The following is a 15,915-nucleotide window of genomic DNA, read 5'->3' as shown; positions in this document are numbered from 1 at the left end:
TCACCACGTCCAGGCTGCGCGAGTGCTCATCCGCCAGCGGCTACCCACCAGGAGTCTGCCGCACCCACCAGCCAACTCCCAGAACTCATTAGGCTCTGCGGTGGGGGCGGTGGGCCCGTGCCGGGGGTCACCTGACGTGATCGGCCGGCGCCCACCGCGAGGGTGGACGCCGGCCGGAGGGGAAGTGGCGGTGGCTCAGTTGCGGCCGAAGACCTTGCGGCTGGAGCCGAGGCGCAGGAGGACCGTCTCGCCGGTGGCGTCCTGCACCCCGTCGTTGTCGGTGATCGCGTACACCTCGCCGTTGCCGGCCACGGTCAGGCCCTCCAGCTTCTCCTGGGTCCAGCCGTTGGTGGCGCGCAGCGCGGGCAGCACGTCGACGGCGAGCGTCTTCGGCAGCACGGTCAGCGGGCCGGTCGCCGCCGTGGCGGGCAGCGGCACCGTGTAGATCCGCTTGACCGTGGCGGCCGGGCCGTTCAGCTTGTCCCGCTCGATGACCGCGAGCCGGTCGCCGACCACTGTGATCTCGGAGAGGCCCATCCAGTCACCCGGCACGGTGGTGGCGCCCAACTGGTAGCCGTACCAGCTCCAGGTGCCCGCGGTGACGTCATAGCGGCCGAGTCGGACGATCCCGGCCGGGTCGGTGCTCAGCTCCCGCTGCACGGCCACCCAGACGATCTCCCGGCCCTGCCGGTCGGTGGCCGCCGTGACGCCCTCCAAGCCCTGCTTGCCCAGGCCGGCGGCGACCTCGGCGGGCAGCGCGACGGTCTGCCGGGTCACCCCGGCGGCGTCGAGCCGGACCAGCTTGTTCTCCGCACCCTTGGCACCCTCGACGGCGAGCCAGAAGCCGCCCTGCGGGCGGGCGACGATGCCCTCCGCGTCGTACCCGACCGGTGCGCCGGCCGCGTCCCGCACCGGCAGCGCGCCGGTGATCAGAGCCGGTGACCGCTTCGCGTCGATGGTGAGGATCCGGGTCTGGCCGTACGCCGCGTCGGTGACGCTGTAGAGCTGGTCCCGCTTGCCCGGCACCGCGCTCAACGCGCCGAGCGCGCCCCACCCGATCGGGGTGCCGGTGCGGTCCGCGCCGGAGACGATGCTCGGGAACTCCGGGGTGCCCCTGCCGAGTTGGAAGAGCGACACCGAGGCACGGACGTTGACCGAGGCGTCGTCCTCCTCACTGGAGACCGCGAGCAGCCCGCGTGACGGGATGGGCAGCAGCCCTTCCGGCCCGTTGGTGGTCGGCAGCACCTGCCGGAAGACGGGCTTCGTGGGGTTGCCCAGGTCGTAGACGGCGACGAAGTTGCTGCGCTCCGAGCCGACGAACGCGTACCGCACCCCGCCGTACTCGGCGACGGCCACGCCCTCCGGCTCGGTGCCCTTCTTGGCGGCCCGGTCATCATTGTGCAGCCCGTAGGTGACGGCGAGCCGCTCGAAGGTGTTGCCGGCGTCCCAGGCGACGCGTCCGGTGCGGCTGTCGAAGACCGACCAGCCACGGGTGCCGCCGTGCCAGTCGCCCTCGTTGGCGGTGGCGAGGTAACGGTCGTCGACCCAGGCCACCGCGTCCGGCTCGCGGGGCACGTCGGCGATGCTGCCGGTCAGGTCGATGACACCGTCCTTTGCGGTGTCGATCCCACTGATCGTGGCGGTGCCGGCGCTGAACACCGTGGTGATTCGGCCGGTGGGCAGGTCGATGAGGGCGACGCCGTTGTTCTCCTGGAGCGTCACGGCCAACTGGTTGCGGCTGTTGATCGAGACGTACTCCGGCTCCGGGTCGGTCGGCGCGGCGAGACCGGCCTGGGCCAGGGCGGGCAGCGCGCTCCCGTCCGCGCCGGTCAGCGCGACCGGCCGCAGCCGCCAACCGGCCGGGGACTTCCCGGTCAGGTCGACGATCTGCACGAAGCCGGCGGGCGCCTGAGGCAGGTCGCCCTCCGCACCGCCGGGCGGGGTCGCCTCCTCGTCGCGCTCGTTCTCGATGGCGATCGCGGCGTACCGCTTGTCCTTGCTGATCGCGATCGAGTCGGGCTGACCACCGAGGTCGAAGCTGGCCACCCGCCTGCGGCTGGCCAGCTCGATCACGTCGAGCCGACCCGACGGCGCGGTGTAGCTGCCGCTGGTGTTCACCACCACGAGCACGTACCGACCCACCACGGCGACCGAGGTCGGCTCGTCCTCGGCGTTGCCGAGCTGCCCCAGGGAGAGTGTGCCGAGGCCGCGCGGCCGGTCGGCACGGGAGATGTCCAAGAAGCCGATGCGCCGGGCCAGCGCGTCGGTGTGGATGAGGGTGCGGCCGTCCTCGCTGACCGCCGAGATCTCGGCGACCGTCGCGGTCGCCGGGTCCTCCTCGGTCGGACGGTTCTGGAACACCGGATACGTGGCGACCCGGTCGAAGGCGAGCGGCGGGTGGTGGTGTCCGCCCGCCGACGCGGGGGTGGCCCCGGTCAGGCTGGCGGCGGCGACACCGGCTGCGGTGAGCGCGGTGAATGCTCTTCTGAGAGTCAAGGACTTCCTCCGTTAGGTCGTACCCGCACGGAGGCTGACAGTTGTCGGGGAGCGTCAGCTTGCGCCGACATGAACAGTCGGCGAAGCACCGCGCAGCCGCCACCAGGCACCCACGACCAGCGCGACCGTGACGACGGTGACCGCGACGTCGCTGGCCAGGGCCGCCGCCGGGCTGGCCGGGGAGTACGGCGGCACCACGTACGCGAACGCGGCGGCCATGACCAGGCCCGCACTGCCGGCGACAAGCACGTGCCGCTGCCCCCAGCCGCCGCGCGTCGACAGGTACGCGATAAGCCCTGCGGCGACGGCGGCGAGGGCAAGCGCGACGATCACCCCCGGCCAGCCGGGCGCCAGGTCGGAGCCGAGGCGGACCAGGACGACAGGCAGACCCACCCAGAGCGGGTGCGGCACCCGACGGGCCCGGCGCGGGCGGGGGCGGCGCCAGCGGGGCAGCAGCGCCGTTCCGACGAGCGCGAGGACCAGTGCGGCCGCGAAGGCCAGCTGGAGTGGGCTGGCCAGGAAGCCCTTGTCGTTGTTGATGTTGGCGAAGATGAACAGGCTGCCGAGTAGGTAGATCAGACCGACGACGAGGAGACCGGGTCGGCCCAGCCAGGGCCGATGCCGGCGGTCCGCCCCGAGGAACGACTCGATGAGCACGATCGGCGCGCAGATCGTCAGCACGATGTGGTTGCCCACGTAGTCGAACGCCTGCCGGAGGCTGAAGCCGAGCCCCGGCACCAGCGTCGCCTCGGCGGCGGCCCGGGTGTCGGCGTACTGGGTGTCGTCCAGGAAGTCGGGGTTGAACAGCGACTGGTCGACCAGCCCGGCCTGGAGTACGCCGAACGCGGCGGCGAGCAGCACGATCGTCGGCCAGCTCGCGCCGAGGTGCCGGGCGGTCTCCCGGATCAGGATCGCCGCGCCGCCGTACATCGGGCCCAGGAAGATCAGCACCGGCAGGAAGTCGTCGATGGCGAAGCCGCCCCACGAGCACTCCGCCGCCCACGGCGCGAGCAGCAGCAACGCGACGACGGGCAGGAGCCGCCGACGCATCGGCAGCCGGTCGGTGCCGGCAGGGCGGTCGGTGGCGGCGGGACGGCCGGTGTCGACAGAGCGGTCGGCGGCGGGGCGGTCCGTGGTGGCGGGGCGGTCGGTGGTGACGGGGCCGTCGGCGGGATCGGGTCCGGTGGGCACGGGCTCTCCTCGGCGTTTCGGGGGTCACCTACACCGTGCGCCGGCCGTCCGGCCACCCGATACGGCCATCGGGCGACGACCGACGCGACCAAAGTCGTTCAGTAGGGTGGTGCCGACGTCGCACCCGGGGAGCGTGGAGATGCAGCCAACCGTGACGGCCGACCTGGTCACCCAGCCCGCCGATGCCGAGCAGCCCCTGCTCAGCTACCGCGACGAGGCGACCGGCGAGCGCGTCGACCTCACCGCACAGCAGGTCGGTTCCTGGGCGGCACGCAGCGCCAGCCTGCTGCGGGACGGCTGCGGTCTCGGCCCCGGCAGCCGCGTAGCGGTGCTGTTGCCGCCGCACTGGCGTACCGCCGCGGTGTTGTTGGGCGCGTGGGCCTCGGGCCTGGCGGTGTCGTTCCGACCGCGCGCCACCGCGGGCCTGGCGGTGCTCGAACCCGGCGGCGACCGGCCGTTCGACGCGGTCCTGGTGACCCCGCAGCGGCAGGACGACTGGCTGGAGGACGTGCCGGACGCCCCGCACCGCTACCTCGTCGGCACCGGCCCGGGACGGTTGGCCGACGTGCCGCTGGGCTGGTTGGACTGGTCCGCCGAGGTGCTTCGCCACGGCGAGGCCACGCCCGACCACGCCGCCATCCGCCCGTCGGACCCGGCTACCGCGGACGGCACCACCTACGGCCAATGGGGCGCGATCGCCCAGGAGTACGCGAAGATGCTGGACCTGCGCGCCGGCGACCGGCTGCTTGTCGACGCCGGCGAGCACGAGGAGCCCCTGAAGTGGCTGCTCGCGCCGCTCTCGGCTGGTGCGTCCGTGGTGATCAGCGCCAACCTCGACCCGGCGCGACGGGACGCGATCGTCGCCGCCGAAGGAGTGACCCGGGTCCTCTGAGCCGTCCGATGTAGTCGATCAACTAGCGCTCACCTACACGCGGCCTCGCACCTTGATCGACTCGGCTTTCGTGAAATCGGGGCATCAACCTGTCGTGGATGCCCCGATTTTCAGAAGGCCAAGTCGATCAAGGTCGTGCGGCCACGAGCAGCGCCTGGCCGTGCTCGTGCGTGGCTTCTCCCGCTGAACGTTGCCGCCAAGCCCCGGCCGGCCGCTGGCTTCGCGTCAGCGCGGGCGTCGCGCACAGTGCGCGGTGTGGTCGGTGGACAACCCACACCGCCCGCCGCCGGGCAGTGGTCGATCACAGAACACCCAATGATGTGCGTCCTGCTGGTCCTCAGCGGAGACGGTCACCCCGCCCGCTTCGACACGCGCGGTGAGCCGGACCAACACCCGAACCGCGGTACGCGCGAAGATCCGCGCGCGCAGCAGGTCCGGCGCGGTGATCGGCAGGTGGATCACCCAACGGTCGCTCATCGGAGGCGGCGGTTCGCCGACCGGACCGTCCGCCCCGGGGTGCGCTCTCGTGTCGGACATCTTTCGTCGCGTAGGCCCGCCGGCTCATGGCTGAGGTTGCGCACGGTGACTGCCCTTCGTCGGATGGAGCGACGTGCGGGGGCGGCCTCCGCCGGTTGCGCTCGGCGGAGACCGCCCCGCCCCGCTGCCGTTCCGGAGGTGCGACAGCAGGCCGCGCTGGGGGAGCGCGGCGGGTGAGGGTCCCGGCGGCGATGCGAGACCGGCACGAGAGGCGCCAACCGACCGCAGCAGCACCGCATCACCGAGAGCGACGCTATTGCCACTGAGTCACCTATGTCAAGCATGCCGCCGAGTCATCTACCCACTTATGTCATCCGTGCTACATGCGTTGCCTGCGTCGAAGTAGCTGATCAATACTGGGCGGGCCAACCGACTGCAAGGGGCTCCACGTGCCTATCCCGCCCACGATGGACGAACTGCTCGACGATCTCCTGAAAAAGATCAAGGACGGTACCTACGCGCCTGGGTCGCAACTTCCGTCCGGGCGGGTGCTGGCAGATGAATACGACGTCTCCCAGTCCACGATCAGTCGGGCGGTGGCGAGGCTGCGTGGCGAGGGTGTGCTGGTGGGTCGTCCAGGTCGCGGGGTCTTCGTCGCCGAGTCCCTACGGCGCTGAGCGGATGCTCGCGCCCGACGGATGACCGAGTCGGAATCCGTGAAACCGCGGCATTGAAGTGCCCCGGATGGCCCGACTTGCGGGAAGTCGAGTCGATCAACGCGGACCGTCCGGTCGATGACAGAGCAGGATTTCGGGACGTGAGCGCTTGGCGCGTATCGATACTCTCGCGAATGGGATGGCGAGGCACGCCATTCTCGTCCGGGGGGACACGATGGTCGAGCGCGTACGAAGAATGCTTGCCGCATCAATCGGGGTCATGCTCGGTGCGGTCCTGGTCACCGTCACCGCCAGTCCGGCACAGGCCGACCAGCAGTTGGACCTGCAAAAGTCCGGCTGGGCCTACACCGACTCATATCTACCGAAAAAGTCGTTCGTCAACCCTGCCGGAGACGCGCCGATCGGCGCCTGGGCAGATTCGCGCGGCAACAAGCACAGGTCGCGGTCCTATTTCACCTTCGACGTCTCGCGCTTCCGCAAGGCCATCGTCCACCGGGCCGACCTGATCATCAAGGAGCGATCGGCTGCCGACTGCGCGACGGCTCAGCCCGTCCAGCTCTGGCGCACCGATCCGATCAAGGCGACCACGAGTTGGGAGTCCGAGCCGCGCCGGCGTGAACTCATCGGCACCACCCTGGCCGGCGGCTCGGCGGCCTGCCCCGGCTACCTGGTCTGGGACCTCATGCCGACCCTGCAGAGGCTGGCGGATCAGGACAAGCAGACGCTGACCGTCGAGATCTCCGTGCCGCACGGCGACGAGGGCAAGCTCTCGCACGGCCGCAAGCTCTATCCGTTCCCGGCGATCCGCAGTGATGTCAACCATGCCCCGACGGTCGCGCAGATCGGGCTCGAATGGCCGTCCTGGGCCTGCGGCACCAAGAAGAACCCGCAGCCGGTCGGGGCACGCAGCTACACGTTCATGCTCCGGGGCGCGGATGCGGACAGCGGTGACCCGCTACTCAACGGGCAGTTCGCCGCCTGGCCGGTCGGCCACGAGGACCAGCGGTCCGAGCAGCTTGGCTCGAGTTACGGCAACACCCTCGCCAAGGTCCCGTGGGAGATGTCGCAGTACCCGCACGGGACAGTAGTGGCGTGGACCGCCCGTGCCTACGACGGTCAGGACTACTCGAAGTGGGCTCCACCGTGCTACGTGAAGGTGGACGAGCAGCGGCCGGCCCCGCCCGTGATCACCTCGACGAAATACCCGGATGACGGCGAACCCCACGGCGGCTCCGGGGTGCCGGGCACGTTCGTCTTCACGGCGAACGGGTCGCCGGACGTGGTCGGCTACTACTGGGGACGCTACGGCGAGACCTACAACTACGTCCCCGCGCCCGCACCCGGCGCGAACGTCACGCTCGAATACACGCCCACCTCCTTCACTGAGCTGCTGAGCGTACGCAGTGTGGACAGCGCGTCGAACTCCTCCGAGGTGACCAACTACCGGTTCTTCGTGCGATCCACCGGACCGCAGGTGCAGGTGACGGTCGGGGGTGTCGGCCTGCCGAGTCAACTGGCGATCTCGACGAACGTCGAGGGGGTCACCGAGTTCGGCTACCGGATCGATGGCGGCGACGAGACCAGGGTCCCGGCGAGCGCCGACGGCGCCACCGAAGTGTCGGTGACGTTCCCGCAGGCCGGCAACATCCGGCTTGAGGTGCGCAGTTACGTCGGCAGCGAGTTTGTCGGCGCGTACACCGGGCAGGTGTTCGTCCGTGACACCCCGCTCGTGGAGTCGGCCGACTTCGCCTTCCCCGACCACGACGGTGTGGTGGGTCGTCCGGGCAGCTTCACGTTCCGGCCCGGCCGGGCCGGGGTGGTGGCGTACGAGTACGGGTTGCTCCGCGGCGAGATGCGACGCGTCGACGCGGCAGCGGACGGCACCGCGGTGCTGAGCTGGACGCCGACCGAGCCGGGCTGGCACACGTTCATGGTGCGCAGCATCAGCGCCGACGGCACCGTCTCGGAAGTCGTCCAGTACGAGTTCAACGTCATCGACACGAAGCCGAGCGTCTACTCCCAGACCTACTACGAGTACGGCGCGTGGGGCGGCGTGGGCGTTCCCGGCGACTTCCACATCAGCACCGCGATGCCGGACGTGGACGTCTTCCTCTACCGCTACAACGACGGGCCGGAGCAGGCCCTCGACCAGGTGGACAACGAGGTTCGGTTGACCCTCGCGCCGGATCGCTCCGGCAGCAACACGCTTGCGGTGCGGACACGCTTCCTGGACGGGTCCTTCTCGCCGACGCGGACCTACACGTTCGAGGTCAGTGACGCGCCGGTGGTGACGTCCAGCGCGTACCCGGAGAACGGTTCCGCCGGTCAGCCAGGCCAGCCGGGTCAGTTCACCTTCAACCCGGGCCGCTCCGACGTGGTGGAGTACCGCTATCTGCTGGACTACAGCAGCGAAGAGCAGGTCGTGGCCGCCGGGCCCGACGGCCGGGCCACGATCGAGGTCACGCCGCCGCACCCCGGGTACACGCTGTTGACCGTCTCCAGCCGGACGGCCGACGGCACCGTCAGCGCCGAGCGACGGTACTACTTCCGGGTACGCGATCCCCGCGTGAGCGTCTACAGCGCCTACGACGAGTACACCGTGATCGGCGGGATCGGCGCGACCGGCAGGTTCAGCGTCCGCACCGAACTGGCCGAGGTGACGACCTTCGAGTACCAGCTCAACGGCGGCGCCTGGCAGAGCGTGCCGAAGACTCCAGACTCGTCGGTCACCGACATCTCGGTAACAATGGATCGCAACGGCGCGAACGTCTTCTCGGTGCGGGGCCGCACCGAGGCGGGGGAGTACTCACCGCAGACGGACTACCCGTTCCTGGTCGGCACGGCGCCGCAGGTGTCCTCGGTTACCTACCCGACAAACGAGTGGGGCGGCGGCGTCGGCGTGCCGGGTGACTTCACCTTCACCCAGGGCTCTCCGGGCGTCGTCGAATTCGAGTACGCGGTTGACGACGGGCCGGCGGTGCTGGTGGCGGCGAATGCTGCCGGAGTCGCCACCGCGAGCTACACGCCGATCGCGACGAGCTTCCAGACCATGAGGGTGCGCGGACGTACGGCCGACGGCGTGTGGACCGACCCGACGAACTATCAATTCCTGGTCAACTCGGCCTGAGTGCGGGTCGACTCCATATCGGCGACGGTGCGGTGTCGAAGTGCCGTGGCATCGCCGATATGGAGTCGATCAAGGGTGCGAGATGCCAAGGACTCAACCAGTACGTCCTACGGAAGCTCAGCGCCGCCTGAGCGGTCGGCAGCCCGTGGCGTGCCGGAGAGCCCAGTTGATCAACTAACTGTTCATCCCCGCTGCGCTCGTTTCTCATCAAGCTCGCCTGGCGAGTTCGCCGACGGCCGGCAGGGTCACTGAACGGCCGCGCCCACCGGCGTGCCACAGCACCTGTAGACCGGAGCGTTGGCATGCCCTCAACCGCACGGTGGCCCCGCCGCGTCGCGGCGAGTCTCCTCGCATCTGTGGCGTTCACCCTGACGTTGGTCGCCGCCGTCGATCCTGCCGCAGCCCACCCGCAGACCGTGACCATCGCAGCGGACGCGAACCGCCCCGAGCTGGTGCGCCTGACGTGGAACGCGGTCGACGGCCCCGGCCGGTACGCCCACGACCGGGCGCTCGGCGACGTGCCAGCGGCGAGCGTTGCCGACCACGACCGCGCCACCGCCTGGAAGGTCGCCGCGAGCGTTGGCCCCCTGCTGCTCCTCGCGACCGTCGTCTCGCTGCTGCGACGCCAGGTACGTCGTCGGCGGGCCGCCCGCAACCGACAGTCGTCCTGATACCGGCCATCCGCTCTGGCCCCGTGCCCGCCGCGGTCGGCATTCCGGTGCTCGGCGTCGGCGGTTTCTCGCACCCAACAAAGGAGAACCCTCGCCATGACGCACGAGACACGTGCGCGTAGGAAGCGAACACGCGGGATCCTGCCCGCGGTCGCGCTCATCCTCATCGCCGGACCGGCAACGGCCCTCAACCCCACACTCGCCGGAGCAGAGACGGTCCCGACCAGCGGTATTACGCCGCTGATCAACCTGGCCGACGGGCAGAACCTCGAAGGCAAGGTTCCCGTCGTCGTCGAGCCGGTCACCGAGAACGACTCGGTGACCACCCTCGCGGTCGACGGCGACAAGGTCGGCGCCGAGAAGACCGCCGGCACCGCCCACTTCGCGTTCGAGATGGGTGGCAACGGCACCGAGGCCCGCTACCGCAACTACGTCACCGTCAACGGTCACACGGCCGAGGCGGACCGGATCTACCTCCCGGACATCCCCGGCGGGCAGGTCGGCACGCTCGACTTCCCGGGCGACTGGTTGCGGCCGGGGGCCAACACGGTCACCGTCCACACCGGAGCGAACTGGGTCGACTCGACCACCAAGACCGCCGTGGGCTACGAGGAGCTGCCCAACGGCGAGGGTGGCCGCTGCCCCAACTACGACGACTACGCGTTGAGCAGCATCAGCCTCAGCCTGCTCGGCGTGGTCGCCGACGGTGAGCAGAACCTGTTCAGCTACAGCTTCGGTGACGGCACCTGCGGCAGCTCGGCGAAGCTGCTCAACCAGGACCTGACGTTCGTCGTCTCCGGCGAGCCGGGCAGCACGTCCGGGCTGCGCACCGACCTCGACACCACCAAGCTCGGCAACGGTACGCACACCGTCAGCGCGACCACCCTGTCGGGCGCGAAGACGTCGGTGACTGTCGACGTCAACAACTCGCCGGCCGGCGCGGCGGTGGTCACCCCCGGTGACGGTGCCCGTATCCGTGGCACCCGACCGGTCATCGCCGCGCTGCCCACCGGCGGCAAGGACCACGTCGAGTCGCTGGCCATCGACGACAAGCCCGCCGAGAACGCGGAGGCGCTGGCCACCGGCACCGCCACCCTCGGCCTCCGGGTCGAGGCGGGCAACTCGGTCGAGGCCCGCTACCAGAACTACGCGGTGGTCAACGGCCACCGGGTCGACCTCGGCGGCGACTACGGCGCGACCGGCGCGGAGGACGTCAGGCTGGCGTTCCCGACCCGGTTTCTGCACCTCGGTGACAACGTCGTCGAGATCCGGACCGGTGACTACAACGGCACCCTCAACGGTGCGAACTGCGCCAACCACGACGACTTCACGCTTACCCGGGAGGCGACGAGCCTCGCGTTGAGCACGGCGGGCACGGTGACGGCCGGCACCACGTACCTCGTCACCACCAGCGGCACGACCGTGACGAAGGCGGAGACAACCGCCGCGTCGTTGGCCCTGGGCGACGGGAACTGCGCGGCCAACAGGGACGCCGAGTTCCACTTCGCCATCGACGGCGCGCCGACGACGCGTACGGTCGACACCCTCGGCAGCGGCGGCGACGCGCACCTGAAGGTGTTCGTCGGTGGCAACGGCAGCGACAACGGGTACGACAACAAGGTGCTGGTCAACGGCATCCCGCTGGAGATCGGCCTGTGGGAGAAGGAGACCGCCGACCTCACCTTCCCGAACGAGTGGCTGGTGCCCGGTGTCAACGCCGTCGAGTTCGTCGCCGGCAACGACCACGGCAGTGCCAAGCCGGGCGGCTGCGACAACTTCGACGACTTCACCCTGCGGGACTTCGAGCTGCTGCCGACCGGTGCGAAGGCGACCCAGCTGACCCGCTCGATCGCGCAGACGACAGTCACCATCGGCTCGGGGACCTACCCGCCCGGATCCCAGGTGACCACGTACCTCGGTGACGGCACCTGTGGCAGCAGCTACAACGCGGTGCTGACCAAGATGGTCCTGTTCGACGTCACCGCGGCGGACGGCTCGGCACTGCCGGCGCTGGGCAAGCGCGCCGACGTGGACACCACGACGATCGCGGACGGCGCCCACACCATCAGGGCTGTCGTCGGGGACAAGACCTCGACGCGGCGCTTCACCACCGACAACACCGCACCGGAGATCGAGAGCAGTGTCCCGGCCGCCGGGCAGCGGCTGACCTCGACCGTCGCGCTCAACGTCAAGGTCAAGGACGCCACAGGCGTGGCCGGTACGCCCGTCCTCACGCTGGACGGCGCGCCCGTCAAGCAGGGTGACCAGATCGGCCACGGCCTGCCGGCCGGTACGCACACCATCGCGCTGACGGCGACCGACGCACTCGGCAACACCGCCACCCGCGAGGTGCGGTTCAGCAGCGCCAGCATTCCGGACGTTCCGACCGAGCTGAACTCGACAGTCAGGGGCACCGACCCGCTCTCGGCGGAGCTGTCCGCCCGGATCCCCGGCGCGGAGGGTGTCGGGCTGACCGCCACGTTCACCAAGGCGGACGTGGTCCTGCCGACGGGCGGCTACCAGGGCGAGGCGGCCGACGTGCCGACCACGCTCGACGTCCAGCACGACAAGAGCGTGGACCTCACCTCGCTGCGCCCGCTCGACGGCGCGACGATCGACACCGCGTCCAGCCGTGGGGTGGTCTTCCAGCGGTACGACCTGCCGCTCGGCGCGACCAAGCAGGTGCCGACGCTGCGCTGGTCGGGCACCATCGATCCGGCCCGGATCGTGGCACTGCGGGCGTGGCACCCGGTCACCAAGAAGTGGGTCGTGCTCACCAGTTCGCGGGGGCAGGCCGGGCAGGACACCGTCCTGACCGCGCAGATCGAGGCCGGCTACCGCGACGGCGGTGTGGTGCACGTGCTGGTCACCGGCGAGGACCCGTTCGCCGACGACCTGTCGCCACACGACGCCACCGCGCAGAACGACAAGGACCGCTTCGAGGACCCGGCGTCGTACGACTTCTCGCTGGCCCACTTCACCGACACCCAGTACGTCACCGAGGGTGCGGCCGGCGGCACGTACGACGACTTCGACGGCAACGCCGAACCCTCCGACGTCGAGACGGCCGAGGAGCAGGCGATCTGGTCGGCCGCGTACCGCGACCAGATGCAGTGGATCGCCGACAACTCGGCGAGCCGAAAGATCGCGTACGCGGCGCACACCGGCGACGTCATCGAGAACGACTACTACGACCCACTCGCCAAGAACCCGGACGGCACGCTGAAGCGGCCCGGCCTGCACGAGCAGGTGGAGAAGGAACTCGCCACCGCCTCCGGTTTCCAGAAGATCCTGGACGACAACGGCGTGGTCAACCAGGTCATCGCGGGCAACCACGACGACCAGTTGGGTGCCGAGACGGGCCCCACGTCCCGGTTCAGCCGGACCTTCAGCGCCGACCGGTACTACGGGACGGCGAAGTCCTGGCCGAAGGGCACCGAATACCACGCGTGGGACGAGGTGACCAAGGCCGACGGTACGGTCACGCCGGGCAGGGACAACCAGAACAACTACCTGCTCTTCTCCGCCGGTGGGCTGGACTTCGTCGCGGTCGGCCTGTCGTACGGGGTGACGCCGGCCGAGGCCAAGTGGGCCGACTCGATCTTCAAGCGGTACCAGGACCGCAACGGAATCCTGCTCTCCCACGACTACCTGAAGCCCTCGGCCAACCCCGACGGTCGCGGGGCGGACTTCTCCGCGCCGGACGGCTCGCCGCTCTTCAAGCAGGTCGTCGAGACCAACCCGAACGTGTTCCTGGTCCTCGCCGGCCACGAGCACGGCGTCGGCACCAACCTGAAGTCGAAGATCGGCGTGACCGTCAGCCACGACGTCGTCGAACTGCTGGCGGACTACCAGTTCTACACGGTGACCGCCGCCGAGCTGTGGCCGAAGCAGGTCGCCGCCGACGGCACCATCGACGTCAACGGGGACGGCAAGCCGGACCACAAGGCCACCGACCGGTTGCAGTTCGGGGCGAGCTTCCTGCGTTTGCTCCAGTTCGACGTGGACCGGGCCGAGATGCACATCGACACGTACTCGCCGTTCCTGAAGAACTTCGGCGCGACCGAGTACGACATCCGCCAGGACGGCAGCCAGCCCAAGCCGCGCTACAACGGCTCGGAGGACAACCTGACGCTGCCGGTGGACCTCACCACCCGCAAGACCTCGTTCCGCACCGACTCGCTGGCCGCGTACGTGCCGTCCGGCACGATCGGCACCGACGAGGTCACCTCGAACGGTGTCGCCACGGCAACCTGGGACAAGCTCCTGCCGGGCACCGCGTACGGCTGGATCGTCTCCGCGCGGAGCGCCGACGGCGGCGAGGCGGTGGCCCAGCCGGCGGTGTTCGCGACCGCCAAGCAGGTCCCGACGATGACAGTCACCGCCGCCCCGACCAACTGGGGCACCGCGGCGACGGTGACCGTCAAGGTCGCGGCCGGCAGCACGCCGGTCACCGGTGCGGTGGAGTTGCGCGAGGGTACGACCGTCCGCGGCTCGACCACGGTGACCAATGGCGTCGCGACGTTCACCCTCCCGGTGGGCCTCGCCGGCGGCCAGCACACGCTGACCGCGTCGTACTCGGGCGACGACCACCTCACGGCGGTGCAGGCCACCACCACCCTGACGGTGAACCTGCCCGCGGAGTGGAGTTCGTCGACCGTCTACAACGACGGGGACCGGGTCACCTACCAGGGCCGGGTCTTCCGGGCCTCCTGGTACAGCAAGAACCAGAAGCCCGGTGCCGACCCCAACGGCGCGTGGCAGGAAATCGCCATGACCGAGGACGGTACGGCGATCTGGACCGCGTCGCGGATCTTCAACTCGGGCGACTTCGCCATGTACGACGGCAGGAAGTGGCGGGCCCAGTGGTACACCCGCAACCAGAAGCCGGGCGACCGCAACGGCTCCTGGGAGGAGATCGCCCCGACCCCGCCGGACAACAGCCCGGCGGCCTGGACGCTCACCAAGGTCTACAACGCCGGTGACCGGGTCTCCTTCAAGGGCCACGTCTACGAGGCGAAGTGGTGGACCCGCGGCCAGGAACCGGGTGACAAGAACGGCCCCTGGAAGCTGATCAAGTAGTCAGTTTCGCGTAGTGCCGGCCCGGGACCGCTGCTGGTCCCGGGCCGGTGCGCGTGCGGACCCTCCTGCCGTGCGGGCCCCCCGCGCCGCGCCGGGCCCGGCGCCGTTCGGGCCCGCCCGCCTTGATCGACTCGGTTTTCAGAAAGACGGGGTGTCGACGGGCCTCGGATACCGCGTCTTCCAGAAAGCCGAGTCGATCAAGGCTGTGCGGTGCGGCAAGGTCGGTGGTTACAGGGCGAACAGCAGGGCGGCGTCGAGGAGGACGACGACGGCGGTGGCGAAGTGGATGCCGAAGGCTACGGCCTTCGTTCCGCCGTTGCGGAGCACGATGACGGTGTCGCCCAGCGGGACGAGCGCGACGATCAGCATGAACCACGCGACCGCGTCGGCGGTGGTGAAGGCGATCAGGGCGAGGCCGAGCAGCCCGAAGGTGAGGTCCTTCAGGCCCTTGACCGTCAGGTAGGCGGGATCGCCGTCCGGGCGGGCCGGTACGCCGTACCCGGCGGCTGCGGCCTGCGGCACCAGCAGGAACCGCGCACCGATGAAGACGACGAAGAGACTGAGCACGACGGCGAGCCCGTAGGCGAGGGGGGTCAACATGGTCTGCTCCAATTGCTAGCGCTGCTAGATGTAAGAGCGACGCTAGCAGAGCGTCGGCAGGATATCTAGCGGTGCTAGAGTTCGGTCATGTCGACTCAGACGCGCCGGGAGCGCGAGCGGGCGGAACGGGAACGGGCCATCGTCGCCGCAGCGCGCGACCTGGCCTTGGCGGAAGGCTGGGACGCGGTCACCACCCGGCGGCTCGCCGCCGAGATCGAATACAGCCAGCCCGTCCTCTACAGCCACTTCAGGGGCAAGGACGCCATCATGGCGGCGGTCGCCGTCGAGGGCTTTGCCGAGCTGGCCACCGCGCTCGCCTCGGCCCGCGCCTCGGCCGCCGATCCCCGCCAGGCGGTCGCCGACGTCGCGGCGGCGTACGTCGCGTTCGCCGAGCAGCGTCCCGCGCTCTACGACGCGATGTTCACCCTCGCCGTGGACCTGCCGTTCGCCAGCCAGGGCGTCCCGACCGACCTGGCCCGAGGCTTCGCCGAGCTGGCCGAGACGGTGCGCCCAGCCGCCGGGAACGACGACCTGGAGACGTTCACCGAGACGTTCTGGAGCGGCTTGCACGGCCTGGTCACGCTGATGCGCAGCGGCCGGCTCCGCCGCTCCGGCCACGAGCAGCGCCTGGCCGTGCTCGTGCGTCACTTCTCCCGTTGACCGTCGCCGCCACGCCCGGCCGCATCACGGCCTCGATCGACT

At 70.1% G+C, this 15,915-nt stretch carries 10 protein-coding genes; 6 read left to right on the top strand and 4 right to left on the bottom strand.

Translation table 11 applies throughout. The features are described from left to right. Positions 1-195: 195 nt before the first annotated feature. Both AB0B57_RS22095 and AB0B57_RS22090 read right to left on the bottom strand, forming a co-directional pair. Positions 196-2,496: an esterase-like activity of phytase family protein gene (locus tag AB0B57_RS22095; protein ID WP_357072728.1), complete on the bottom strand. Its 2,301-nt coding sequence runs from the start codon at positions 2,494-2,496 to the stop codon at positions 196-198. A 54-nt stretch (positions 2,497-2,550) separates the two neighbouring features. Next, positions 2,551-3,687 carry a hypothetical protein gene (locus tag AB0B57_RS22090; RefSeq protein WP_357072725.1) on the bottom strand — a complete coding sequence of 379 codons (1,137 nt, stop codon included), beginning with the start codon at positions 3,685-3,687 and terminating at the stop codon, positions 2,551-2,553. A 139-nt stretch (positions 3,688-3,826) separates the two neighbouring features. Between AB0B57_RS22090 and AB0B57_RS22085 the strand changes: the two genes are divergently transcribed. Beyond that, positions 3,827-4,579, top strand: coding sequence for a TIGR03089 family protein (locus tag AB0B57_RS22085; RefSeq protein WP_357072722.1), 753 nt, complete (start codon positions 3,827-3,829; stop codon positions 4,577-4,579). Between the two features lie 225 nt (positions 4,580-4,804). On the opposite strand, the gene AB0B57_RS22080 is transcribed toward AB0B57_RS22085, so the two are convergent. Then, the gene (locus AB0B57_RS22080) at positions 4,805-5,056 is read right to left on the bottom strand and encodes a hypothetical protein (protein WP_357072759.1); all 252 of its coding nucleotides are present in this window, start codon (positions 5,054-5,056) and stop codon (positions 4,805-4,807) included. Positions 5,057-5,523: 467 nt separating this feature from the next. Between AB0B57_RS22080 and AB0B57_RS22075 the strand changes: the two genes are divergently transcribed. The 4 genes from AB0B57_RS22075 to AB0B57_RS22060 all read left to right on the top strand — a co-directional run bounded on the left by AB0B57_RS22075 (position 5,524) and on the right by AB0B57_RS22060 (position 14,613). Beyond that, entirely contained in the window at positions 5,524-5,733 is a 210-nt protein-coding gene (locus tag AB0B57_RS22075; RefSeq protein WP_357072719.1) for a winged helix-turn-helix domain-containing protein, read from the top strand. Between the two features lie 259 nt (positions 5,734-5,992). Then, positions 5,993-8,860, top strand: a complete 2,868-nt coding sequence (locus AB0B57_RS22070) for a hypothetical protein (RefSeq protein ID WP_357072716.1) — start codon at positions 5,993-5,995, stop codon at positions 8,858-8,860. Positions 8,861-9,216: 356 nt separating this feature from the next. Then, positions 9,217-9,531 (top strand): hypothetical protein, encoded by a 315-nt coding sequence (locus AB0B57_RS22065; RefSeq protein WP_357072713.1) that lies wholly within the window; start codon positions 9,217-9,219, stop codon positions 9,529-9,531. 96 nt (positions 9,532-9,627) lie between these two features. Further along, on the top strand, positions 9,628-14,613 hold the full coding sequence (locus AB0B57_RS22060) for a carbohydrate-binding protein (RefSeq protein ID WP_357072710.1): 4,986 nt from the start codon (positions 9,628-9,630) through the stop codon (positions 14,611-14,613). Positions 14,614-14,841: 228 nt separating this feature from the next. On the opposite strand, the gene AB0B57_RS22055 is transcribed toward AB0B57_RS22060, so the two are convergent. After that, the gene (locus AB0B57_RS22055) at positions 14,842-15,213 is read right to left on the bottom strand and encodes a DUF4267 domain-containing protein (protein ID WP_357072707.1); all 372 of its coding nucleotides are present in this window, start codon (positions 15,211-15,213) and stop codon (positions 14,842-14,844) included. An 87-nt stretch (positions 15,214-15,300) separates the two neighbouring features. Between AB0B57_RS22055 and AB0B57_RS22050 the strand changes: the two genes are divergently transcribed. After that, the gene (locus AB0B57_RS22050) at positions 15,301-15,873 is read left to right on the top strand and encodes a TetR/AcrR family transcriptional regulator (protein WP_357072704.1); all 573 of its coding nucleotides are present in this window, start codon (positions 15,301-15,303) and stop codon (positions 15,871-15,873) included. The last annotated feature ends 42 nt before the right edge of the window (positions 15,874-15,915 follow it).

The organism is Micromonospora sp. NPDC049101 (assembly GCF_040648675.1).
Lineage (GTDB): Bacteria > Actinomycetota > Actinomycetes > Mycobacteriales > Micromonosporaceae > Micromonospora.
This window is presented reverse-complemented; position numbering and strand designations above follow the sequence as displayed.

Excerpts from the sequence above, each read along its gene's own strand:
- AB0B57_RS22085 (WP_357072722.1), top strand. The coding sequence starts at position 3,827 with ATGCAGCCAACCGTGACGGCCGACCTGGTCACCCAGCCCGCCGATGCC.
- AB0B57_RS22070 (WP_357072716.1), top strand. The coding sequence starts at position 5,993 with ATGCTCGGTGCGGTCCTGGTCACCGTCACCGCCAGTCCGGCACAGGCC.
- AB0B57_RS22050 (WP_357072704.1), top strand. The coding sequence starts at position 15,301 with ATGTCGACTCAGACGCGCCGGGAGCGCGAGCGGGCGGAACGGGAACGG.
- AB0B57_RS22060 (WP_357072710.1), top strand. The coding sequence starts at position 9,628 with ATGACGCACGAGACACGTGCGCGTAGGAAGCGAACACGCGGGATCCTG.
- AB0B57_RS22055 (WP_357072707.1), bottom strand. The coding sequence starts at position 15,213 with ATGTTGACCCCCCTCGCCTACGGGCTCGCCGTCGTGCTCAGTCTCTTC.
- AB0B57_RS22075 (WP_357072719.1), top strand. The coding sequence starts at position 5,524 with ATGGACGAACTGCTCGACGATCTCCTGAAAAAGATCAAGGACGGTACC.
- AB0B57_RS22080 (WP_357072759.1), bottom strand. The coding sequence starts at position 5,056 with ATGAGCGACCGTTGGGTGATCCACCTGCCGATCACCGCGCCGGACCTG.